The sequence below is a fragment of the Amycolatopsis sp. NBC_01286 genome (assembly GCF_035982555.1).
GTDB lineage: Bacteria > Actinomycetota > Actinomycetes > Mycobacteriales > Pseudonocardiaceae > Amycolatopsis.
Genome location: NZ_CP108428.1, coordinates 6,633,245 through 6,654,425 on the forward strand (window position 1 = coordinate 6,633,245; position 21,181 = coordinate 6,654,425).

18 protein-coding genes and 1 pseudogene are annotated in these 21,181 nt (G+C 70.6%); 10 read left to right on the plus strand and 9 right to left on the minus strand.

The genetic code is table 11. From position 1 onward, the window contains the following. Nucleotides 1-9 precede the first annotated feature (9 nt). The 5 genes from OG570_RS31375 to OG570_RS31395 form a co-directional block, all read right to left on the minus strand. On the minus strand, nt 10-750 hold the full coding sequence (locus OG570_RS31375) for a carbohydrate ABC transporter permease (RefSeq protein WP_326960214.1): 741 nt from the start codon (nt 748-750) through the stop codon (nt 10-12). 53 nt (nt 751-803) lie between these two features. Next, entirely contained in the window at nt 804-1,724 is a 921-nt protein-coding gene (locus OG570_RS31380) for a carbohydrate ABC transporter permease (protein ID WP_326952698.1), read from the minus strand. Further along, a complete protein-coding gene (locus OG570_RS31385; RefSeq protein ID WP_326952699.1) occupies nt 1,721-2,944 on the minus strand; it encodes a sugar ABC transporter substrate-binding protein in 1,224 nt (407 codons plus the stop codon). Before OG570_RS31385 ends, OG570_RS31380 begins: the two co-directional genes overlap by 4 nt. 34 nt (nt 2,945-2,978) lie before the next feature. Next, a complete protein-coding gene (locus tag OG570_RS31390; RefSeq protein WP_326952700.1) occupies nt 2,979-3,986 on the minus strand; it encodes a LacI family DNA-binding transcriptional regulator in 1,008 nt (335 codons plus the stop codon). 319 nt (nt 3,987-4,305) lie between these two features. Next, nucleotides 4,306-5,130, minus strand: coding sequence for an SAM-dependent methyltransferase (locus tag OG570_RS31395; RefSeq protein ID WP_326952701.1), 825 nt, complete (start codon nt 5,128-5,130; stop codon nt 4,306-4,308). A gap of 153 nt (nt 5,131-5,283) precedes the next feature. Here OG570_RS31395 and OG570_RS31400 point away from each other — a divergent pair, with 153 nt between their 5' ends. The 4 genes and pseudogenes from OG570_RS31400 to OG570_RS31415 all read left to right on the plus strand — a co-directional run. Then, the gene (locus OG570_RS31400; RefSeq protein ID WP_326952702.1) at nt 5,284-6,618 is read left to right on the plus strand and encodes a cytochrome P450; all 1,335 of its coding nucleotides are present in this window, start codon (nt 5,284-5,286) and stop codon (nt 6,616-6,618) included. A 73-nt stretch (nt 6,619-6,691) separates the two neighbouring features. Continuing rightward, nucleotides 6,692-7,783 carry an alpha/beta hydrolase gene (locus OG570_RS31405; RefSeq protein ID WP_326952703.1) on the plus strand — a complete coding sequence of 364 codons (1,092 nt, stop codon included), beginning with the start codon at nt 6,692-6,694 and terminating at the stop codon, nt 7,781-7,783. Between the two features lie 89 nt (nt 7,784-7,872). Further along, entirely contained in the window at nt 7,873-9,984 is a 2,112-nt protein-coding gene (locus tag OG570_RS31410; protein ID WP_326952704.1) for a putative bifunctional diguanylate cyclase/phosphodiesterase, read from the plus strand. A gap of 148 nt (nt 9,985-10,132) precedes the next feature. After that, nucleotides 10,133-10,582: pseudogene (locus tag OG570_RS31415) on the plus strand (transposase); the annotation flags it as partial. A 48-nt stretch (nt 10,583-10,630) separates the two neighbouring features. On the opposite strand, the gene OG570_RS31420 reads toward OG570_RS31415, so the two are convergent. Together OG570_RS31420 and OG570_RS31430 are read right to left on the minus strand one after the other, a co-directional pair. Continuing rightward, nucleotides 10,631-11,578, minus strand: coding sequence for a cold-shock protein (locus tag OG570_RS31420; protein WP_442788201.1), 948 nt, complete (start codon nt 11,576-11,578; stop codon nt 10,631-10,633). Between the two features lie 253 nt (nt 11,579-11,831). Next, a complete protein-coding gene (locus tag OG570_RS31430; protein ID WP_326952705.1) occupies nt 11,832-12,494 on the minus strand; it encodes a nitroreductase family protein in 663 nt (220 codons plus the stop codon). A 233-nt stretch (nt 12,495-12,727) separates the two neighbouring features. On the opposite strand from OG570_RS31430, the gene OG570_RS31435 reads away from it, so the two are divergent. From OG570_RS31435 to OG570_RS31445, 3 genes are all read left to right on the plus strand, one after another. After that, a complete protein-coding gene (locus tag OG570_RS31435; protein ID WP_326950384.1) occupies nt 12,728-13,162 on the plus strand; it encodes a hypothetical protein in 435 nt (144 codons plus the stop codon). Nucleotides 13,163-13,206: 44 nt separating this feature from the next. Further along, the gene (locus OG570_RS31440; protein WP_326950383.1) at nt 13,207-15,306 is read left to right on the plus strand and encodes a (Fe-S)-binding protein; all 2,100 of its coding nucleotides are present in this window, start codon (nt 13,207-13,209) and stop codon (nt 15,304-15,306) included. Between the two features lie 63 nt (nt 15,307-15,369). After that, nucleotides 15,370-15,915: an FHA domain-containing protein gene (locus OG570_RS31445; protein WP_326952706.1), complete on the plus strand. Its 546-nt coding sequence runs from the start codon at nt 15,370-15,372 to the stop codon at nt 15,913-15,915. Here OG570_RS31445 and OG570_RS31450 read toward each other — a convergent pair. Continuing rightward, nucleotides 15,893-17,212 (minus strand): MFS transporter, encoded by a 1,320-nt coding sequence (locus tag OG570_RS31450; RefSeq protein ID WP_326952707.1) that lies wholly within the window; start codon nt 17,210-17,212, stop codon nt 15,893-15,895. The two genes, OG570_RS31445 and OG570_RS31450, sit on opposite strands and share 23 nt — an antisense overlap. Before the next feature lie 105 nt (nt 17,213-17,317). Then, on the minus strand, nt 17,318-17,530 hold the full coding sequence (locus OG570_RS31455; protein WP_326952708.1) for a hypothetical protein: 213 nt from the start codon (nt 17,528-17,530) through the stop codon (nt 17,318-17,320). A gap of 535 nt (nt 17,531-18,065) precedes the next feature. Between OG570_RS31455 and OG570_RS31460 the strand changes: the two genes are divergently transcribed. Genes OG570_RS31460 through OG570_RS31470 form a run of 3 tightly spaced genes read left to right on the plus strand, consistent with a single transcriptional unit; the run spans nt 18,066 to nt 21,180 of the window. Next, nucleotides 18,066-19,370, plus strand: coding sequence for a sugar ABC transporter substrate-binding protein (locus OG570_RS31460; protein WP_326950380.1), 1,305 nt, complete (start codon nt 18,066-18,068; stop codon nt 19,368-19,370). Next, complete coding sequence (locus OG570_RS31465; protein ID WP_326952709.1) at nt 19,367-20,353, plus strand: carbohydrate ABC transporter permease; 987 nt, start codon at nt 19,367-19,369, stop codon at nt 20,351-20,353. The genes OG570_RS31460 and OG570_RS31465 overlap by 4 nt, the downstream gene beginning before the upstream one ends. After that, nucleotides 20,350-21,180 (plus strand): carbohydrate ABC transporter permease, encoded by an 831-nt coding sequence (locus tag OG570_RS31470; protein WP_247052525.1) that lies wholly within the window; start codon nt 20,350-20,352, stop codon nt 21,178-21,180. The genes OG570_RS31465 and OG570_RS31470 overlap by 4 nt, the downstream gene beginning before the upstream one ends. The last annotated feature ends 1 nt before the right edge of the window (nt 21,181 follow it).

Here is a 21,181-nt window from a genome sequence, read left to right on the forward strand (position 1 = left end):
GGGGTCTCCTCAATCCTTGACGGCGCCGCTGGTCAGGCCGGCGACGACGTAGCGCTGGGCGACGACGAGCAGGACGGCCGCCGGGATCGCGGCGAGGACGGCGGTGGCCATGACGCCGTTCCAGTCGGCGGACTGGTTGCCGACGAACCGGTAGATGCCCACCGTGATCGGCTCGAACGCCTGCCCGGTGGTGAGGGTGACGGCGAACAGGAAGTCCGCCCAGGCGAACAGGAACGCGAACAGCCCGGCGGTGACCAGCGCGTTGCGGCTGACCGGGAGGATGATCGAGAAGAACGTCCGCCAGTACCCGGCACCGTCCACCCGGGATGCTTCGGTCAGCTCCCTCGGCACGGAGATCATGAAGGCGCGCAACAGGAGTACCGCGAACGGGATGGTCGCGGTGGCGTCGGCCAGCACCAGCCCGAGGTAGCTGTCGATGAGCCCGAGGTTGCCGAACACCGTGTACAGCGCGTTCGCCATCACGATGCCCGGGATCAGCTGCACGATGAGCAGCACGAACACCAGCACCGGCCCGCCGCGGACCTTCAGCTGCGCCAGCGCGTACGCCGCGGGTGCCGCCACCAGCAGCGACACGGCCACGGTGCCGAGCGCGACGACGACGCTGGAGACGAGGTTCGGCCCCTGCGTCGCGAGGGCCTTGCGGTAGCCGTCGAGCGTGCCGCCGACCGGGAAGAACGCCGGGTCCGGCCGCAGGAGCGCGCCGCTGGGCTGCAGGGACGCGTTGAGCATCCAGTACAGCGGGAACAGCAGCACCGCGACGATCACCACGCCGGCCGCGGTCTTCACGCCGCCGCCTCGGCCAGTGACGCCTTCGCCGAGCGCAGGTAGAGCAGGCCGAACGCGGTCGCCACCAGGATCAGCAGGTTGCCGACGGCGGCGCCCTGCCCGAACGCGAAGTCGTGGAAGGACAGCCGGTAGGACCACGTGGTGAGCGTCTGGGTCGCGTTCGCCGGCCCGCCGCCGGTGACGACCATGATGACGTCGAACACCTTGATCGTGTAGACCAGCCCGAGCATCAGCACGATCCCGGTGACCGGGCGCAGCAGCGGCCAGGTGACGTACCGGAACCGCTGCCACGCGCCGGCGCCGTCGAGCGCGGCGGCCTCGTGCAGCGACGCCGGGATCGCGCGCAGCCCGCCGTGCAGGATGACCAGGTTGAACGGGATGCCGATCCAGATGTTGGTGAGGATCACCGCGGGCAACGCCCAGGTCGTGCTGCTCAGCCACGGCACCGCGCCGACGCCGATCAGCCGCAGCCCGGCGTTGAGCACGCCGTGGTCCTGGTCGAACATCCACCGCCACACCGCGCCGCTGACCACGAGCGGCAGCAGCCAGGGGAGCAGGAGCAGCGACCGCAGCAGCGCGCTGCCGAGGAACCGGCCGGCGAAGAACACGGCCAGCGCGAGGCCGATGCCGAACTGGAAGACGAGCGAGCCGGCCGTGAACAGCACCGTGTTGAGCACCGCCGTCGAGAAGAGCGGGGCGGTCAGCACGGCGGCGTAGTCGGCCAGGCCGACGAAGGGCGCTTCGCCGGTGTAGAACGACTTCACCGTGTAGTCCTGAGTGCTCATCACCAGGTTCGCGACCAGCGGGTACCCGAAGAAGACCACGACGTAGACCACGGCGGGCAGCAGGAACGCCCACGCGGTGAACGGGTTCTCCCGCCGCGGTCTTCGCCGCGGCACCGGGGCCGCGAGCGTCACGACCCGGCCGCCTGCTGCGCGGTCCTCAGCGCCTGGTCGGCGGGCAGCTTCCCGGTCAGCGACGCCTGGATCGCGTCGGCCAGCGCCTGCGAGACCTTCGGGTACTTCTCGCCGAGCTCCGCGGTGCGGGAGCGGGCCGAGCCGGCCTCGTCGACGAACGCCCGCATCTCCGGCTGCTCCGCGCCGAACTTCGCGGCCACGGCCGTCTTCGACGGGACGTAGGCGTGGGCCTTGCTCCACTGCAGCATGGCCGGCTCGGCGAGGATGCAGGTCAGCACCTTCCCGGCGGCCTGCTGGGTCGGCCCGCCGGTCACCGGCACCGTGCCGACCTCACCGCCGAGGGCGACCACGGGCTTGGCGCCCGCCTTCGGCACCGGGATCGGCACGACGCCGTAGTGCAGCGACTTCTCGCCGTCGAGCCGGGCGAGGTTCCACGAGCCGTTGACCATCATCGCCGCGTTGCCCGCGACGAACTGGTCGGCGACGTCGTTCTGGTTCCACGTCACCACGGACTTCGACGCCGACCCGCTCGTCACGAGGCCGGTGACGTAGGCCAGCGCCTGCGTGCTCTGCGGCGAGTCCAGCCGGGACAGTTCGGCGCCGTTGCTCCAGAAGAACGGGAGGAACTGCCAAGTGCCCTCCTCCGACGGGATCGCGGAGAAGGCGAGGCCGTACTTGCCGTCCTTGGTCAGCGTCGCCGCGGCGGTCTTCAGGTCGTCCCAGGTGGACGGCGGGCGCACCCCGGCCGCGTCGAGGAGGTCCTTGTTGTAGATCAGCGCCAGGCCGTTGACGCCGGGCGCGGCGCCGTAGATCTTGCCCTGGTAGGTGCCGGCCTTGACGATGCCCGGGTAGTAGCCGTCCGCGGAGATGCCGTAGTCCGACAGCGGGGTCAGCGCGCCGGTGGCGGCGACCTGCTGCAGCGTCGGGTTGTCCGTGAAGAGCAGATCCGGCAGTGTCTTCGAGCTCGCGCCCTGCAGGATCTTCGGCAGCATCTGCGCGGTCGGCACCTTCTGCCGCTCGATCCTGATCCCGGTCCGCGCGGCACAGGCGTCGAGGACCTGCTGCCACGCCGCGGATCCCTGCTCGTCGGCGTAGTAGTCGAGCTCGGTGACCGACGTCGCGGCCGGGGCGTCCGACGGCTGCGGAGCGGGGCTGGGGCTGCAGGCGGCGAGGAGCGCGGCGCTCGCGACCAGCAAAAGGGCGCGACGGGCTACGGACATGGTGATTCTCCTTCGACGGCGGAGCAGAGCCGGGTCAGGTGCGCGGCGCGCCCGTGCTCTCGCGCCGGGTCAGCCGCGGGTCGAGCAGCCGGATCTCCGGCGTGGTGTGACCGCCGAGCCGGCGCATGGTCATCTCCACGGCCTGGGCGCCGACCTCGTCGGCCGGGATGGCGACGGAGGTCAGCGTGACCGGGTGCTGCTCGGCCATGCTGTCCGGGCAGACGGCGATCACCGAAATGTCCTGCGGGACACGGAGACCGCGCTGGCGCAGGTGCGTGAGGAGTCCCGGCAGGACGGCTTCGTTGTGCACGACGAGGCCGGTCAGGCCGGGGTCGGCGGCGAGCAGGTCGTCCACACAGGCGCTCACGGCTTCGTAGGAGTGCGCGCACGGCCGGTTCGTCGCGCGGACGCCCCGGCTCCGCGCGGTTTCGTCGAAGCCCTGCAGGAACCGCGTCGCGTAGCTGGTGCCACGCCGGTAGACGGCGGGGGAGGGGCCGATCAGCGCGACCGAGCGGTGGCCGAGGTCGGCCAGGTGCGCGACGCACGCCGACCCGGCGGCGGTGAAGTCGAGGTCGACGCAGCTCAGCCCGGCCGGGTGGTCGGGCACGCCGATCAGCACCACCGGCAGGTCGAGCGCGATGAGCATCGGCACCCGCGGGTCGGCGGCCTCGACGTCCATCACCATCAGCGCGTCCGCGATCGCCGACGACGCGACCCGCTGCAGCGCGGCGGGTCCCTCGTCCTTGGTGAGCAGCAACAGGTCCTGGTCGTGGGCGCGGGCCGCGGTGACCGCCGCGGCGACGAACTCCATCACGACGGCGACGTTGAGGTCCGTGCGCAGCGGCACGACCAGGGCAAGCACGTTCGTCTTGCTGCTCGCGAGCGCGCGGGCTCCCGCGTGCGGGTGGTAGCCGAGCTTGCGGATGCTTTCTTCGACCAGCCGCCGGGTCTTCGGCGAGATCGAGCGCTTGCCGCTGATCACGTACGACACCGTGCTGGGGGCCACCCCCGCGGCATTGGCGACGTCGTTGATCGTGACCACGGGCGGCCTCCTGGAGACATGGGGCAGGGGAAGAGCGAGTCGAAGCGCATCGACGATGGCACGAAGGTAGGGGAGACCCGCCCGGAACACAAGAACTATTGCCAGTCGGCCAACAATTCGATTCACCTTCGACCTGAGTGTCACACGTCGAATTCGTCGAACACTCTTGCTGTCCGATGTTTCAGCAGGTCGGGGCGGGGTTCTTTGGGAAATCGAGATTACCTGGGAGCGTGCCCAGGAAGACTTGACCTTGCCCGGATCGGGTGCTTATGGCGGCCGCCGATCGAATCGTTTCGACGAATCCTCAGGCGGGTCCGCCTTACAGCGAATCCGGTTTCCGGCCTACTCCCGCGTAAGGCAGGACGTTGATCGCCGGATCGTCGGACATGTCGCCCGCCCCCTCGGGGTTCCACATCGCGCAGCCGACCAGGCCCGGTTCGACCAGGTCGAAGCCGTCGAAGAAGCGCAGGACCTGGTCGTGGGTGCGCGGGAACGGCTGGTTCTGCGGGCTCTGCCGGGTGGTGTAGACCTGTACCGCCTCGTCGAGCCCGGTCGACTCGGTGTCCGCCGCGACGTGCGTCAGTGCCAGGAAGCTGCCGGGCGCCAGCCGTTCGCGGTAGCGGGCGAGGATGCTCACCGGATCCCACTCGTCGGGCACGAAGTGCAGCAGCAGCAACATGAACAGACCGGTCGGCTGGTCCGGGTCGAGCAGCTCGCCCGCGCCCGCGAAGATCTCGTCGACGTCGCGCAGGTCCGCTTGGAGCACCGTGCAGCGGTCGTTGTCCTGCAGCAGCAGCTCGCTGTGCGCCACCGCGACCGACTCCCGGTCGACGTAGACCACGCGGCACGACGGGTCGGCCTGCTGGACGATCTCGTGCAGGTTCCCCACGGTCGGGATGCCCGCGCCGACGTCGAGGAACTGCCGGATCCCGGCGTCGACCATGAACTTCGCCGCGCGCCGCAGGAACGCGCGGTTGAGGCGCGCCGCGTCGCGGATACCCGGCATGATCTTGAGGATCTGCTCCCCGAGCGCGCGGTCGGCGGCGAAGTTGTGGTCGCCGTCGAGCCAGAAGTCGTACACCCGCGCGGGGTTCGGCACCGTGGTGTCGACCTCCGACGGTACCCAGTCCAGTTCCCCGGTCACCCTGACCTCCACCCCTCGCGGATCCGTTGTCGGCATTCGGTTTGCCGGGCATTTCGGTGGACGGCATCCGGTTGACGGCGGAGTGTAGACCCGCTCAGCCGTTCGTGTGGCGGCACTGCCGGTGTTCCGCCCGCCGGTCCTAGGGTGTGCCCGGTGACGAACGACCCGCGCGCCGTCCCCGGTCGCTGGCCGGTGCTCGGGCACACCGTGCCGCTGCTCCGCGACCCGTTGAAGCTGTTCACTTCCCTGCCCGCGTACGGGGACGTCGTCGAACTGCGGCTCGGGCCGCTCCCCGTGCACGTCGTCACCACGCCCGAACTGGCCTGGCGGGTGCTGGCCACCGACGCCGACAAGTTCGACAAGGGCCTGGTCTTCGACAAGATGCGCCCGCTCTTCGGCGACGGCCTGGCCACGTCGAACGGCGAGCACAACCGCCGGCAGCGCCGGATGGTCATGCCCGCCTTCGGCCGGACGCGGATCGCGGGCTACGCCGAGAACACGATGACCGCGCTGGCCGGCGACCTGGCCGGGTCCTGGCGGCCGGGCGAGGTCGTCGAGTTCGACCAGCGGATGCAGGACCTGGTGCTGACCATCGCCGGGCAGACGCTGTTCTCGACCGCCCTCGGCGACGACGTGCTCGCCGAGATCCGCCGCTCGATCCCGGTCATGCTGAAGTACGTGCTGGTCCGGGCGTTCTCGCCGAAGTTCGTGGAACGGCTGCCGATCCCGGCCAACCGCCGGTTCGACGCCGCCGCGGCCCGGCTGCGCGAGGTGATCGGCGCGACCGTCGTCGCCGCGCGGAAGGAGGGCGCCGACCACGGCGACCTGCTGTCGATGCTGCTGGCGGCGCGGGACGAGGACACCGGCGAGGCCATGTCCGACCGGCAGGTGCACGACGAGGTCATCACGATCCTCACCACCGGCGCCGAAACGACCGCCGTGGCGCTGGCCTGGTTCTTCCACGAGCTCGGGCAGCACCCGGACGTCGAGCGCCGGTTCCACGCGGAGGTCGACGAGGTCCTCGGCGGCCGTCCCGCGCGCTTCGACGACCTGCCGGAACTGGTCTACACGCACCAGATCGTCAACGAGATCGTCCGGCGCACCCCGCCGCTGATCCTCATGCGCCGGGCCCGTGAAGACGTCGAACTCGGCGGTGTCGTCATCCGCGCGGGCAGCGAGGTCGCGGTCAGCCAGCACACGCTGCACCGGGATCCGCGCTGGTTCCCCGATCCCGGCCGGTTCGACCCCGATCGGTGGACGCCCGGAGAGACCGCGGAACTGCCGAAGGGCGCGTACATCCCGTTCGGCGCCGGGGCGCGGCTGTGCCCCGGGCACGTGTTCGCGCCGACCGAGATCGGCATCGTCGCCGCGACCATCGGCGCCCGCTGGCGGCTGGTCCCGGTGCCGGGCAAGAAGGTCCACGCGCAGCTCAAGGCCACGATGCAGCCCAACCGGCTGCCGATGACGGTCGTGCCCCGGCGGACCTGACGGTGCCCGATCGGCTACCGGGTGTAGTGTGCCGGGGTCCTCAGCTCGTCACCCGTCCGGAGGGAAGAACGGCGTGAGACTGCCGGTCAAGCTGACGTCGGCGTTGGTCGCCGGCGTCGTCCTGCTCGGGTCCCTGACCGCCGCGGTACCCGCCGAAGCGGCCGCGATCTCCTGCGCCGACACGGATCTGCCGGTCACCGGGCCCGGGCTGCCGCCGCTCGTGCCGGGCGCGCCCGCGTCGGTGCACGGCCGGTTGTGCCTGCCCGCCGGTGCTGTGCCGGACGCCGTCCAGCTGCTCGTGCACGGCGGCACGTACAACAGCGCGTACTGGGACCTGCCCTACCAGCCGGAGCGCTACTCCTACCAGCGCGACATGGCTTCGCACGGCTACGCGACGTTCGCCGCGGACCAGCTCGGCGCCGGCGGCAGCAGCCGTCCGCTCAGCCTGCCGCTGACGGTGCAGGCCGAGGCCGAGGCGCTGCACGAGGTGGTCGGCCACCTGCGCGCCGGGCACGTCGGCGGCGCCGCGTTCGCGAAGGTCGTCATCGTCGGGCACTCGGTCGGGTCCGGGGTCGTCGCCGTCGAGGCGGGGACGTACCACGACGTCGACGGCGTGGTCCTGACCGGCATCACGCACCTGCCCGCGCTGCCGGTGCTGGCCCTGGGCGCGGCGCTCGGGCTGCAGCCGGCGCTGCTCGACGGCCAGCTGGCGCACCTCGGCAGCGACCCGCTGTACTTCACGACGCGCCCGGGTGCGCGGGCCGGGCTGTTCTACGCGGCCGGCGACGCCGACCCGGGCGTGATCGCGGCCGACGAAGCCACGAAGGACCAGGTCTCGGTGCCGGGGATGGGCACGGTGGCGTTGTTCGGCATCGTGCTGCCCGCCACGTGGGGCATCACCGTGCCGGTTTTCCAGGTGGTCGGCGAAAAGGACGCGCTTTTCTGCGGGCTGCTCGCGCTTCGCGACTGTTCGAGCGCGGCGACACTGCGGCCCCAGGAGGCGCCGTACTACCGGGATCCGTCGAAACTGTCGATGTTCGTGCTCCCGGGCGCGGGGCATTCCGTTGCCCTGCACCAAAATGCCGGACTGTACCGGGACGCCACCCGATCGTGGCTGCGTGACCGGATCGGCGTAACCGCACAGGGTTACCACTCGATTGGATGAACACTGATCAGTGCGCGTGACGCCTTTTCGCGCCAAGATATATCGGTTCCCCGAGCCGGAGTGCGCACTAGACCCTTGGACAGGCTGAAGTGACTGCTCCCCATCCCCACGGTGGCGCCCCGCGCGCGAAGCCGTCCGCCGAACGAGCGGCCAGACGGCTCCGTACCCTCGCGCGCAAGTGGGGCTACCTGGTCAGCACCACGGCGTACCTGCCGCACACGCCCGACGAGATCGAGCGGGAGCTGTCGATCCTCACCGGCTGGCTCTTCGAGGCGGTCGCGAGCGACCCGCCGGGTGTCGGCGAAGCCGCGGCGGCGGGCGGGCGCCTGGTCGAGCTGCGCTGCGTCGGCCCGGAAAGCCTGCGCCGCAGCATGGAGGTGCTCGGCAAGGCCCTGCTGCGCGAGCCGGAGCTGCACGGCGTCGCCAAGCTGCCGGAGCGGGTCGTGCAGGTGCTCGGCGCGCTGAGCTCCGGCTACAGCGAAGCGCTGCGCGAGGACATCCAGAAGCGGCAGGAAGGCCTGAGCCGCGCGTTGCTGAAGGTGGAGCAGGAGACCCGGCGCAAGCAGGTCGTCACGCGCGCGCAGTTCGAGGAGGTCTTCGCCGGCTCGGCCAGCGGCGTCGCGGTCAGCGACCTGGACGGCCGGGTGCTGCGCGTCAACCCGGCGCTCGCCAAGACGCTCGGCCGCACGCCGGCCGAGCTCGCCGGGCGTACCCTGTTCGAGTTCGTCCACCCGGACGACGTCGAGGTGCTGCGCGAGGGCTACGCGGACCTGCTGTCCGGCCGGCTGCACCGGCTGCGGGCCGGTCGCCGGCTGGTCGGCCGGGACGGCGAGCCGATGTGGGCCACGTTCGTGGCGGCGGTGGTCCGCGACGCCGTCGGCGACGCCCAGCAGCTGCTCACCCTCGTCGACGACGACACCGAAGTGGCGCTGCTGCAACGGCGGCTCAGCCACCAGGCCCTGCACGACGTCCTCACCGGGCTGCCGAACCGGCAGTTCTTCGGCACCCGCCTGGAGAACGCGCTGCGCGAGGCCGACCAGGCCCGCGGCGTCACGCTGTTCCACCTCGACCTCGACGGCTTCTCGCTGATCACCGGCGGGCTCGGCCAGGACCTCGGCGACAAGCTCCTGCGCGGCGTCGCGGCGAAGCTGAAAGTGGTGTTCGAGGGCGAGGACGCGCTCATCGCCCGGATCGGCGGCGACGAGTTCGGCGTGGTGGTGCGCAACGGCGACGACACCCCGGACGTCGGGACCATGGTCCGCCGGATCAACCACGAGCTCGCCGAGCCGGACTACGTCGACGGCCGCCACGGCGTCGCCCTCTCGGCCAGCATCGGCGTCGTGCACCGGCCGCCGCGCGACATCGCGCCGGCCGAGCTGCTCCGCGCGTCGGACCTGACGCTGCGCCGCGCCCAGCGCGCGGGCAACCAGTGGGGCCTGTTCGACCGCGAGCTGGATCACCGTGACCGCCACGAGTTCGGCCTCGCGGCGTCGATGGCGGGTGCCTGGGAGAACGGCGACGTCGAGATCGCCTACCGGGCGCTGGTGAACCTGGCCGACGAAGACGAGCCGGCCGCGATCGAGGCGCGGCTGCGCTGGACCCACCCGGTCGAGGGCGAGCTGTCGCACGAGACGTGCGTGCGGCTGGCCGGCGAGACCGGGCTGGCGCTGCCGCTGGGCACGTGGCTCCTGCGCACGGCGGCCGAGCACCTGACGGCGGCGGGCATCGAGGTGCCGCTGGTCGTCGAGCTCGGCCCGCACCAGGCCGCGGACCCCGACCTGGTCGGCGAGGTCCGCGGCGTGCTGGCCGACACGGGCATGCCGGCGGACCGCCTCCGCCCCGGCTTCCCGGCGTCGAGCTTGCTCGCCGAGACGGGCGACGCGGTCGACAACCTGAAGGTGCTCGCGGAGATCGGCATCCCGGCCGAGATCCATGCCTTCGGCGCGGCGGGCGACGTCACGTTCCTGACGGACCTCCCGATCCGCACGGTCCGCGTCGCACCGTCCCTGGTGGCGCGCCGCGGTCACCCGCTGGTGGAGCGGTCACTGGCCTCCCTGATCGAGGTGGCCCACCTGACGGGCGCGAAGGTGACGGTGGCCGGCGTGGAGACGCGCGAGCAGGCGGCGTGGTGGCGGGAGCGGGGCGTGGACTACGCGTCGGGCCCGGCGTTCGCCGACCTGCCGGACGGCCTGCGCTCGTAGACCTGGTCTCAAAACTCAAGGGTGTGTCACTGCGCAACCTGCCGGTCCTGGTCGTCGATCGTGAGCAGTCGTGGCGAAGACGACGCAGCAGCGGCGGGTCGAAGACCGGCTCTGAGAGCTGATCGAACCCCTGATCCCGTCCCGACCACCGCTGCACATCATGTTGCCGGCGGCAAACACCCACGACAGCATGCTGTTCGAGCCGCTGCTGGACACGAACCCGACCGTGCGCGGCCACCACGGCCGGGCGGGCCGGCCACGATGCCGACCGGACAAGCTGCACGCCGACAAGGGCTACGACTTCCGCCGCTGCCGCCGCTACCTGACCCGCCGCGGTATCAAGGTCCGTATCGCCCGGCGCGGGATTGAGGGCAAGTCCCGCCTCGGCCGGGTCCGCTGGGTCGTCGAACGCACCATCTCCTGGCTGCTGCGGTTCAAACGCCTCGGGCTGCGCTACAACCGGACCGAACGCACCACGGTGGCTTCCGAGCGCGGAGCAGGTCCTCGGGTCGGCACGGGGCCCCCGTCACCACGAGGGAGATCGATCTCCTGGAGGAGGCTGCAGCCGCGTTGCCGACGGCACCATCGACGGGGATGAACGAGCACTCTCGCCGGGAAGTGATCAGCCATCGGTGGGGCCGCCTCGTCAGAGGCGTTCGATGCGGTCGGCCTGCGGGCCCCGGTCGCTCTGACGCACCGCGTACCGGACCCGGTCACCCTTCTGCAGCGGCTCCGACCCCATGATCACGGACGCGTGGGCGAAGAGATCGTCGCCGCCCGCGTCCGGGGTGATGAAGCCGAAGCCGCGGTCGTCGTCGTAGCGCGCGACGACGCCCTCGCCGCCTCGTGCGGGCACGTCTCGCGCCGCCGGCCCTGCGGCCGCGGCAGGTGCCGACCGCTGCGGCGCCGTCTGGGGCTCGGCGCCCCGGACCAGGTGCACGTCGCGGGCCTGCGGGCCCTTGTCTCCACTGGCCACCTCGTAGGCGACGCGGTCGCCCTCCGCGAGCCACGTCAGCCCCTCGGCCAGGGCCCGGGCGTGAACGAAGACGTCCCCGGCGCCGGAGTCGGGGTTGATGAAGCCGAAGCCCTTGTCCTCGTCGTACCAGGCCACCGTGCCGTCGGCACCGTCCGCGGTACCAGCCGCAGCGGGTGAGCCGGCCCCTGCTCCCAGCGGGATCACGTGCCCGGCCTGCGGGCCGCGCTCGCCTTCGACGATCAGGAAGGCCACCCGCTGCCCCTCGGTGACCACGCCGCCGGTCACGATGGCGGAGCTGTGCACGAAGAGGTCGGCGCCGCCGCCGTCCGGCGACGCGAAGCCGTACCCCTTGCCCGGCTCGTACCAGTTGATGGTGCCGAGCAGGCCCACGGCGCTGCCGGTGGCCGCATCGGCGGTGACGCGAACGCGCAGCGCCTCGGGCCCGCGGTCGTTCTCGCCGACCTCGAACACGACGGCCTGACCCTCGCGGAGCACTTTCGTGCCGCCGTCCCCGACGATCTCGGAGGCGTGCACGAACACGTCCGGCGAGCCGTCCTCGGGCGCGAGGAAGCCGAAACCCCGTTCGGCGTCGAACCAACGGACGGTCCCTTGCGGCATCAAAGACTCCAGGTCGAGAGAGCGGGCACTGGCCCCCAGTCTCTCTGACGGACCTCGGGTCCGTCGGGCCGGGTCCACAGGCGGGCCGTTGGTTCACCTAGCGACACGCCGAGTTCTAAGCGCCAGACCAGGACCTGGCTGGGACTCGCGCGGTGGCGCGGGTGGTCGTGAGTGGCAATTCGGGTTAGAACCCTCATTGCCACTCACGAGCAGCGGGCGCGGCGTTCGCGGACCTGCCGGACGGCCTGCGTCCTCAGATCCGCACCAGCACCTCGTCCAGGGACTTGCGCCGCAGGTCCGGGACCACGCAGTCGTCCGCCGGGTAGCCGACCGGGATGACCGCGAACGCCCGTTCGTTGCGGGGGCGGCCCAGCAGGTCGCCCAGGAAGCGCATCGGGGACGGTGTGTGCGTGAGCGCGGCCAGCCCGGCCACCTGCAACGCCGTCAGCAGCATGCCGACCGCGATGCCCACCGACTCGTCGACGTAGTAGTGCTTGTGGGTGCCGCCGTCCTCGTCGACGGCGAACCGCTGCTGGAACACGACGATCAGGTACGGCGCGTCGGTCAGGTGCGGCTTCACCGCGTCCGTGCCCAGCGGCCGCAACGCGTCCAGCCACGCCTCGCCGAGCCGGCCGTCGTAGGAGATCTTCTCTTCGGCTTCCGCCGCCTCGCGGATCCGCCGGCGCACCGCGGGGTCCGACACGAGGACGAACGTCCACGGCTGCTGGTGCGCGCCGCTGGGGGCGGTGGAGGCCACGGCGATCGCGTCGAGCACGGCGTCCTCGGGGACCGGGTCGGGGGAGAACATCCGGACCGAGCGGCGCTGCTCCATGCGCTGCCGGAGTTCGGCGACGTTCGACGTGGCTTCGGCGGCGGGCAGGCGGGCGGGCCGGTAGGGGACCGGGTGATAGGTCATGCCCGGAATTGTGGCGGGGAACACCCTCGACGCAGCAGGGCCGAACGTACGATTTCCGGCCCTGTGGCGTTCGGCCAGCGGACAGTTAGGGCTGCCTTGCCTCCGATATTACGCCGAAGAGCGCAACAGAAGTGGGCCGTTCGGTCCTGTCGCGTGAAGTGACCCCGTCATTACTCTCCAGTAGAACGAAGTGGTGCCGATCACAGCCGTTCACAGTCGCCGGAGGAGGCCCCATGGCGTCGCGCGTCCGACAACCGGTCTCCGAAGACCGGCGCGATCCGCGGCTCAGGCACATCACCGGCTGTCTCACCTGCACCCTCAAATGCGCCTACTGCGGCCTCCCGGTCCGGCTCGCCGGGCCGGGTGATCACCCCGGCTACGGCGTCGTCGAACAGGTCGCCGGCGACGGGCCCAGCCCGGACCTGGTGCTGCTGCACCGGTTCTGCCGCAGCGCACTCGGCCGCTGCCGGACGCGGGGGTGCGTGCTGCGGCGCGCCCACCTCGGCCGCGCGACGGAGCAGTACGAAACCGGCCGCCGCCGTCCCGGGCGCTACCAGCGCCTCGGCGTCCGCCGGTCGCCCGACCTCGATCTGTACCGGAAACACTGGCGGGTCGCGAAGATGCGGTACGCGTGCAAAGCGTGCCGCTACTACACCGGCTCGCACTGAGCCGTCCCCCAGCGCCTTCCCGCCACGCACGTCACGGAGGACTCGTGCTCGTTCGCCTCATCCTCGGTCTGCTCATGACCGTCGTCGGTCTCGCCGTCGCCGGCAAGCGGGTGGTCTTCCTGTACCACCTGATCAAGGCGGGCCAGCCCGACACCAAACGCTCCGACGACCTGGGGGCCCGCGTCTTCGCGCAGGTGCGCGAGGTGTTCGGTCAGCGCAAGCTCCTGAAGTGGTCCGTGCCCGGCCTGGCGCACCTGTTCACATTCTGGGGCTTCGTGATCCTCGCCTCGGTGTACCTCGAGGCGTACGGCGCGCTGTTCGACGAGCGGTTCGCCATCCCGTGGATCGGCCACTGGGCGGTGCTCGGCTTCCTGCAGGACTTCATCGCCGTGATGGTGGCCGTCTCGCTGGGCGTGTTCGCGGTGATCCGGATCCGGCAGGCGCCCGAGCGCAAGGACCGGGCGTCGCGCTTCTACGGCTCGCACACCGGCGGCGCGTGGCTGATCCTGATCATGATCTTCAACGTCGTCTGGACGATGTTCTTCTTCCGCGGCTCGTCGTCGGCGTCCGGCAACTTCCCGTACGACTCGGGCGCGTACGTCTCGCTCGGCGTCGGGAACCTCCTCGAACCGCTCGGGCACGCGACGACCGAGGTGCTCGAGACGGTCGGCCTGCTGCTGCACATCGGCGTCATGCTGGTGTTCCTGTCGATCGTGCTCTACTCCAAGCACCTGCACATCTTCGTGGCGCCGATCAACGTCTCGGCCAAGCGGCTGCCGGACGCGCTCGGCCCGCTGCTGCCGATGGAGTCCGCCGGCAAGCCGATCGACTTCGAGGACCCGGGCGAGGACGACACCTTCGGCCGCGGCAAGATCGGCGACTTCACGTGGAAGGGCCTGCTGGACTTCTCGACGTGCACCGAGTGTGGCCGCTGCCAGTCGCAGTGCCCGGCGTGGAACACCGGGAAGCCGTTGTCCCCCAAGCTGCTCATCATGGGCCTGCGCGACAACATGTTCGAGGAGGCGCCCTACATCCTCAGCGGCGAGGAGCACGCGGACGCGCGCCCGCTCGTCGGGACCGAAGCCGACAACGGCGTCATCGACCCGGACGTCCTCTGGTCCTGCACCACCTGCGGCGCGTGCGTCGAGCAGTGCCCGGTGGACATCGAGCACGTCGACCACATCGTCGACATGCGCCGCTACCAGGTGATGATCGAGTCGGCGTTCCCGACCGAGCTCGGCGGCCTCTTCAAGAACCTGGAGACCAAGGGCAACCCCTGGGGCCAGAACAACTCCGAGCGGCTGGCCTGGACGAAGGACCTCCCGTTCGACGTCCCGGTGTTCGACGGCGAGCTGGCCGACGACGTCGAGTACGTCTACTGGGTCGGCTGCGCGGGCGCGTTCGACGACAACGCCCGCAAGACCGTCCGCGCCACGGCGGAGCTGCTGCACATCGCCGGCGTGAAGTACACCGTGCTGGGCAAGGAGGAGTCCTGCACCGGCGACCCGGCGCGGCGCGCGGGCAACGAGTTCCTGTTCCAGATGATGGCCCAGCAGACGGCGGAGACGCTCAACGCCGTGTTCGAGGGCCGGGAGCCGCGGCTGCGCAAGATCGTCACGACGTGCCCGCACTGCCTCAACACGCTCAGTCGCGAGTACCCGGACCTGGACGGGCACTACGAGGTCGTCCACCACACGCAGCTGCTCAACCGCCTGGTGCGCGGCGGCCAGCTGACGCCCGTCAAGGCCGCCGAGGACGGCCCCAAGGTGACGTATCACGACCCGTGTTACCTCGGGCGGCACAACAAGGTCTACACACCGCCGCGCGAGCTGGTCGGCGCGACGGGCGCCAAGCTCGAGGAGATGCCCCGCCACGCGGATCGCGCCCTCTGCTGCGGCGCGGGCGGCGCGCGGATGTGGATGGAAGAGCAGATCGGCAAGCGCATCAACCTGGAGCGCGTCGACGAGGCCATCGCCACCGACGCCGAGACGATCGTGACCGGCTGCCCGTTCTGCCGCTCCATGCTCACCGACGGGCTGGTCCAGCGCCAGAGCGAGCAGAAAGCGGAGAACGTCGACGTCCGCGACGTCGCCCAGCTGCTGCTGGAGCGGGTCAAGGCCCCGGAGGCCGCGCCGAAACCCTGACCTTCGCGTATCTTCCGCCCGTTTCCCGGCTCTGTCCGGAGTCGGGGAACGGTGGGAGGGGCGATGGGACAACGGGAAGCGGCGACGGTCGAGACCGTCGGCGGCGCCGTGGCGAGACTGGCGGTGCGCCGCGGCTCGTGGCTGGTCGGGCGCGGGCCGGACGCGCACCTGAGGCTGTACTCGGACCGGGTGAGCCCGCGGCACGCCTGGCTCCGCCGCGACGCGCGCGGCACGTGGGTAGCCGACGCGGGGTCGCGGGCCGGGACCCGGGTCAACGGGGACGCGCTCGCCCCGGGCCGGGCCCGGCTGCTGCGCGACGGCGACCGGCTGGAGTTCGGGCCGATCACCGCCGTCTACAGCGACACCGCGCCGGCGGACGAGGCCGCGCCGCCGGTGTTCTCGAAGGTGGCCCGGACGGCGGGGACCGGCCGGGTGGCGCTGGTGCTCGGGCCGGTCCTGGTGGTGACCGGGTTCGGGCTGGGTGCGTCCAGGCTGCTCCGGTACTTCGCGGCCGGACCGGAGGTGGGCCTGGGCGGCACCCTGCTGACCGTGGGCGTCGTGGTGACGGTGCTCGGACTGGTGCTGGCTAACCGTCCACAGTGGAAGTGATCACCGCGGGCTTCGCGGTGTCCGCCGGCGTCTTGCTCCCGAGTTCCGCGGTCGGCACCCGGTAGGTCTCGCGGGCCGTCGCGGCGGCTGTCGCGGCCACCACGCAGACCGCCGCCGTGAAGATGGAGACGCCCAGCCAGTCCGACTTGCCGGAGCCGATCGCCGCGACCACGCTCGGGGCGAAACCCGCGACCGCGAAGCCGATCTGGGTGCCGATCGCCATGCCCGAGAGGCGGACGCGCGCGCTGAACATCTCGCCGTACAGCGACGGCCAGACGCCGTTGACGCCCGAGTACGCGACGCCGAACAGGACGATGCCGAGCACGAACAGCAGCGCGTACGAGCCGATCGAGATCGACCACAGGTAGGGGAAGATCAGCACGCCGCAGGCGAGGCAGCCGGTGATGAACACCGGCTTGCGGCCGACCCGGTCGGCGAGCCGCGCCAGCAGCGGGATCGCCGCCAGGGCCACGATGTTCGCGAGCACACCCACCCAGAGCATGGGGGTGCGCGCCAGGCCGATCGTGTTGACCGCGTAGCTCAGCGCGAAGACGGTGAAGATCGTGCTGACCGAGGCGATCGTCGCCGCGACGATCACGCGCAGGACGTCGGCCCAGTGCGTGCGGAAGAGGACCGCCACCGGCAGCTTCGCGACGTCGGTGCGGGCGAACACCGGGGTCTCGTCGAGCTTGCGGCGGATGACGAACCCGACGACCACGACGGCCGCGCTGCACCAGAACGGGATCCGCCAGCCCCAGGTCAGCAGGTCGGCCTGGGGGAGCGCGGCGACCGGCAGGAAGATCGCGGTGGCCAGGATCTGCCCGGCCTGCGTGCCGCTCAGGGTGAAGCTGGTGAAGTAGGCGCGCTGTCGCTCCGGGGCGTGTTCGAGCGACATCGAGTTCGCGCCTGCCTGCTCGCCGGCCGCGGAAAGTCCCTGCATCAGGCGGAGAACGACCAGCAGGATCGGCGCGAGCACGCCGACGGTGGCGTAGGTGGGCAGGCAGCCGACGGCGAACGTCGAGAAGCCCATCAGGAGCAAGGTGAACACCAGGACGCGCTTGCGGCCGAAGCGGTCGCCGACGTGCCCGAGGATGAACGCGCCGACCGGCCGGGCGGCGTAGCCGACGCCGAACGTGGCCAGCGCGAGCAGGGTGCCGGTCGCGGGGGAGGAGGCGGGGAAGAAGACCTTGTTGAACACCAGTGCGGCGGCGGTGCCGTAGATGAAGAAGTCGTAGTACTCGAGCGCACTGCCGATCCAGGCGGCCAGCGCCGCCTTGCGGGGCATCGATGCGGTCACGGGGTGCTCCTGACGTCCGTGCTTCATTGCTCAGAGTCGGCGGGGAAGCGGTGCCAATGTACGATCTGGTTAGTTAACACAGAGTGCGAGAAGGTGCCCTGAGTGTCAAGAGATCCTTTTCGGGCGGCTCGTCGCCGGGGCGGGCATGTCGCGGCCGAAGCTCGCCTGGAACTCGGGGCGGTTCGCCGGCCGGAACACGCGGAGCGAGCTGATCAGCAGGTGGATGTCCGGCGGGTCCGCATCCGCGCGGAACCGGCCGGTAACTCTGAACGCACTGGTTCGTACACCAACCCGAAGGGGTGCTCTCGCCCGAGGCATGGTCGTGCTGCAGGTCGCCCGGAATGCCGCGTTACGCGCGAACCCGGTGCCGCACGACCCTGACGAACACGGCCAGTACCCGCATTTCTTCCGCGCTCGCGGGCGCGCGCGTGTTCTGCGACGTGGTCCGGCGTATCAGCGGTTTCGGTGGCGTCGACGCGCCGGTGCGGACGGCCACGCGCCGCGGCCGGCGGCACCCGGTCCCACCAGTCGAAACGCTCGCCGAACCGCCGCCCCGGGGCGCTCCCGGGGCGGCTTTCTTTCGCCCGTACCGCGATATTCCGGCGTGTGGGAATACCCGTTCGGGCCGGTGAAAAACGTCCGGGACGCCTTCCTATTCGGGCGACTTCCGTCACCTTTCTCCCCGGCGCCGGTAACGGTGCGACTACTCCCCGTCAGAGTGCCTGGAGCGATTACAACGTCTTGGCAACCGCCTTGACAGGGCCTGTGGTACGTACCACTCTAACCCCAACATTGGTCTACACCATTTGGGGCGCCTGGCCACCGTGGCCGGGCATCGAAAGGACGGCAACGAGTGAAACGCTGGCTCAAGCTGGCGGCGGGCGCCGCCGCACTGACCCTCGTGACCGCGGGCTGCGCGGGTTCCAGCGGCACCGACACCGCCGCTTCGTCGAGCGGTGCTCCCGCGCAGATCACCGGGGACGTCACGGTCTGGCTGATGACGGGTTCCGCGCCGGCCACGCTGACCGACGCGCTCAACAAGGAGTTCGAGGCCGCCCACCCGGGCGCCAAGGTCAAGTACGAAGTCCAGCAGTGGGACGGCATCCAGCAGAAGCTGACCACCGCGCTGGCGAGTGGCGCTCCGCCGGACGTCATCGAGATCGGCAACACCCAGACGGCGGCGTTCGCCTCGCAGGACGGCGTGCTGACCGACCTGACCGCCGACAAGGACAGCTTCAACGGTGCGCAGTGGCTGAAGGGCCTCGCGGACTCGGGTGCCTACGACGGCAAGACCTACGGCGTGCCGTTCTACGCGGCCAACCGTGAGGTCATCTACCGCAAGGACATGTTCGAGCAGGCCGGCATCACCAAGACGCCGACGTCGAACGACGAGTGGATCGACGCGATCACCAAGCTGAAGACGAAGTTCGGGTCCGACCCCGACTTCCAGCCCTTGTACATGCCGGGCCAGAACTGGTACGCGCTGCTCTCGTTCATCTGGGACAACGGTGGCGACATCGCCCAGGCCGACGGCAAGAACTTCAAGGCGACGCTGGACAGCGCCGGCGCGAAGGCGGGCCTGGACTTCTACAAGAAGCTCGTCGACACCTCCGGCACCAAGGCGCCGAAGGACGCCGACGAGGCCAAGCCGCAGCAGGCGACCGTCTACGGTGCCGGCAAGGTGGCCATGATGATCGGTCTTCCGTGGGAGCTGCCGACCGCGGCCAAGACGGACCCGAGCCTGACCGCCAAGACGGGCGCGTTCGCGATCCCGAGCAAGACCGCCGGCCAGAGCGCCCCGGTCTTCCTGGGCGGCTCCAACCTGGCGATCCCGGCCAACAGCAAGAACGTGGCCGCCGCCAAGGAGTACATCAAGCTGCTCTCCAGCCCGAAGTACCAGAGCCAGCTGGCCGCCGCGGGCGTCGTGCCCGGCACGTCGACCGACCTGACCGGCCTGGACAAGGACCCGCTGGGCACCGTGATGGCGAAGGCCTCCACCAACGGCAAGGCCGTGCCGGCCAGCCCGAAGTGGGGTGACGTGGAGTCCGGCCAGAACCCGGTCAAGGACATGCTGACCGCGTACCTGACCGGCAAGAAGACGCTCGACCAGGCGACCGCCGACGCCAACGCAGCGCTGAACAAGCTCATCGGCGGATGACAGCGACCGCCAATGTGACGATGCCGGCGGGGGCGACCCCGCCGGCATCGCCGCGCGCCACGCGGGCCAAGAAGCGCAGGAAGAGCCGGTTCGGCGACCGGATCCTCCCGTACCTGCTGCTCCTGCCCGCGCTCGCCGCGATCCTCGTGCTGCTCGCCTGGCCGCTGGTCCAGGTGCTCGCGATCAGTTTCCGCAAGCTCGACATCGGCCAGCTGATCTCCGGCAAGACCGTGTGGATCGGCTTCGACAACTACACCAACACGCTGTCGGACCCGGAGTTCTGGACCATCACGGTCCGGACGCTGGTGTTCACCGCGTCCATCGTGGCCGCCACCATCCTCGGTGGCCTGCTGCTGGCCGTGCTGATGCGTCACCTCGACCCGGTCGTGCGGATCATCGTGCAGGTGACGCTCGTGCTGGCCTGGGCGACCCCGGTGATCGCGACGACCACGGTGTTCCAGTGGATCTTCGACGAGCAGTACGGCATCCTCAACAAGACCCTCGACCGGCTCGGGTTCCACAGCTTCATCGGGTTCTCCTGGTTCTCCAGCGGCCCGAGCACGCTGTCGGTGATCGGGCTGCTCATCGTCTGGCAGGCCGTGCCGTTCGTGACGTTCTCGCTCTACGCGGGGCTCATCGGCGTCCCGCGCGAGCAGTACGAGGCCGCCGGCATCGACGGCGCCGGGCCGTGGCAGACGTTCCGCGCGGTCACCTGGCCCGCCATCCGGCCGATCACCACGATGGTGACCTTCCTGTCGGTGTTGTGGGACTTCAACGCCTTCGCCCAGATCTGGGCGATCCGCGAGGGCGGCCCGGACGGCGGGAGCACCACGCTGGCCGTCGTGCTGTACCTCAAGGGCATCGCGGGCAACCACTTCGGCGCGGCGGGCGCGATCGCGACCCTGATGCTGATCGTGCTGGCCCTCATCACCGGCCGGTACATCCAGCTGCTCACCCGGACCAAGGAAGGTGATCTGGCGTGAAGAAGTCGCTGTCACAGCGAATCGTGCTCTCGGTCGTCGGCCTCCTCGTGGCGCTGGCGGTCGTCTTCCCGACGTACTGGATGTTCGTCACGTCGCTGCGCACGCCCGGTGAGATCCTCTCGCCCAAGTACGACCTGATCCCGACGTCGTTCTCCTTCGGCAACTTCGCCACCGCGCTGACCAAGGACAACTTCCCGACCTACCTGCTCAACAGCCTGATCGTCACGGTCGGGTCGGTGCTGTGCGCGCTGGTCGCGGGGACGCTGGCGGCCATCCCGCTCTCGCGGCTGCGGTTCACCGGCCGCAAGGGCTTCCTGGTCCTGGTCATGGTGGCGCAGCTGGCGCCGGTGTCGGCGCTGTTCATCCCGCTGTTCCTGCTGATGCGGGACGCCGGGCTGCTCAACACGCTGCCGTCGCTGCTGCTGATCTACTTCGCCACCACGCTGCCGTTCACGGTCTGGATGCTCTACGGCTTCGTCAACGGGATCCCGTACGAGCTGGAAGAGGCCGCGATGATCGACGGCTGCAGCCAGACCGGCGCGTTCCGCCGGGTGACGCTGCCGCTGCTCGGGCCGGGGCTGGTCACGACGTCGGTGTTCAGCTTCATCACGGCGTGGAACGAGTACCTGTTCGCCCTGGTGTTCATCAGGGACAAGCAGAAGGAGACGCTGCCGGTGTGGCTGGCGTCGTTCCGCACGGCGTTCGCCACCGACTGGGGCGGCGTGATGGCCGCGTCGGTGATCTACGCGATCCCGGCGCTGGTGTTCTTCCTGATCGTGCAGCGCAAGCTCGTGTCCGGCGTGACCGCCGGCGCCGTGAAGGGGTAGC

Coding starts and splice junctions, on each gene's coding strand:
- OG570_RS31375 (WP_326960214.1), bottom strand. CDS start 750: ATGCTCAACGCGTCCCTGCAGCCCAGCGGCGCGCTCCTGCGGCCGGAC.
- OG570_RS31385 (WP_326952699.1), bottom strand. CDS start 2,944: ATGTCCGTAGCCCGTCGCGCCCTTTTGCTGGTCGCGAGCGCCGCGCTC.
- OG570_RS31420 (WP_442788201.1), bottom strand. CDS start 11,578: ATGCCGCAAGGGACCGTCCGTTGGTTCGACGCCGAACGGGGTTTCGGC.
- OG570_RS31430 (WP_326952705.1), bottom strand. CDS start 12,494: ATGACCTATCACCCGGTCCCCTACCGGCCCGCCCGCCTGCCCGCCGCC.
- OG570_RS31435 (WP_326950384.1), top strand. CDS start 12,728: ATGGCGTCGCGCGTCCGACAACCGGTCTCCGAAGACCGGCGCGATCCG.
- OG570_RS31445 (WP_326952706.1), top strand. CDS start 15,370: ATGGGACAACGGGAAGCGGCGACGGTCGAGACCGTCGGCGGCGCCGTG.
- OG570_RS31455 (WP_326952708.1), bottom strand. CDS start 17,530: ATGCCTCGGGCGAGAGCACCCCTTCGGGTTGGTGTACGAACCAGTGCG.
- OG570_RS31465 (WP_326952709.1), top strand. CDS start 19,367: ATGACAGCGACCGCCAATGTGACGATGCCGGCGGGGGCGACCCCGCCG.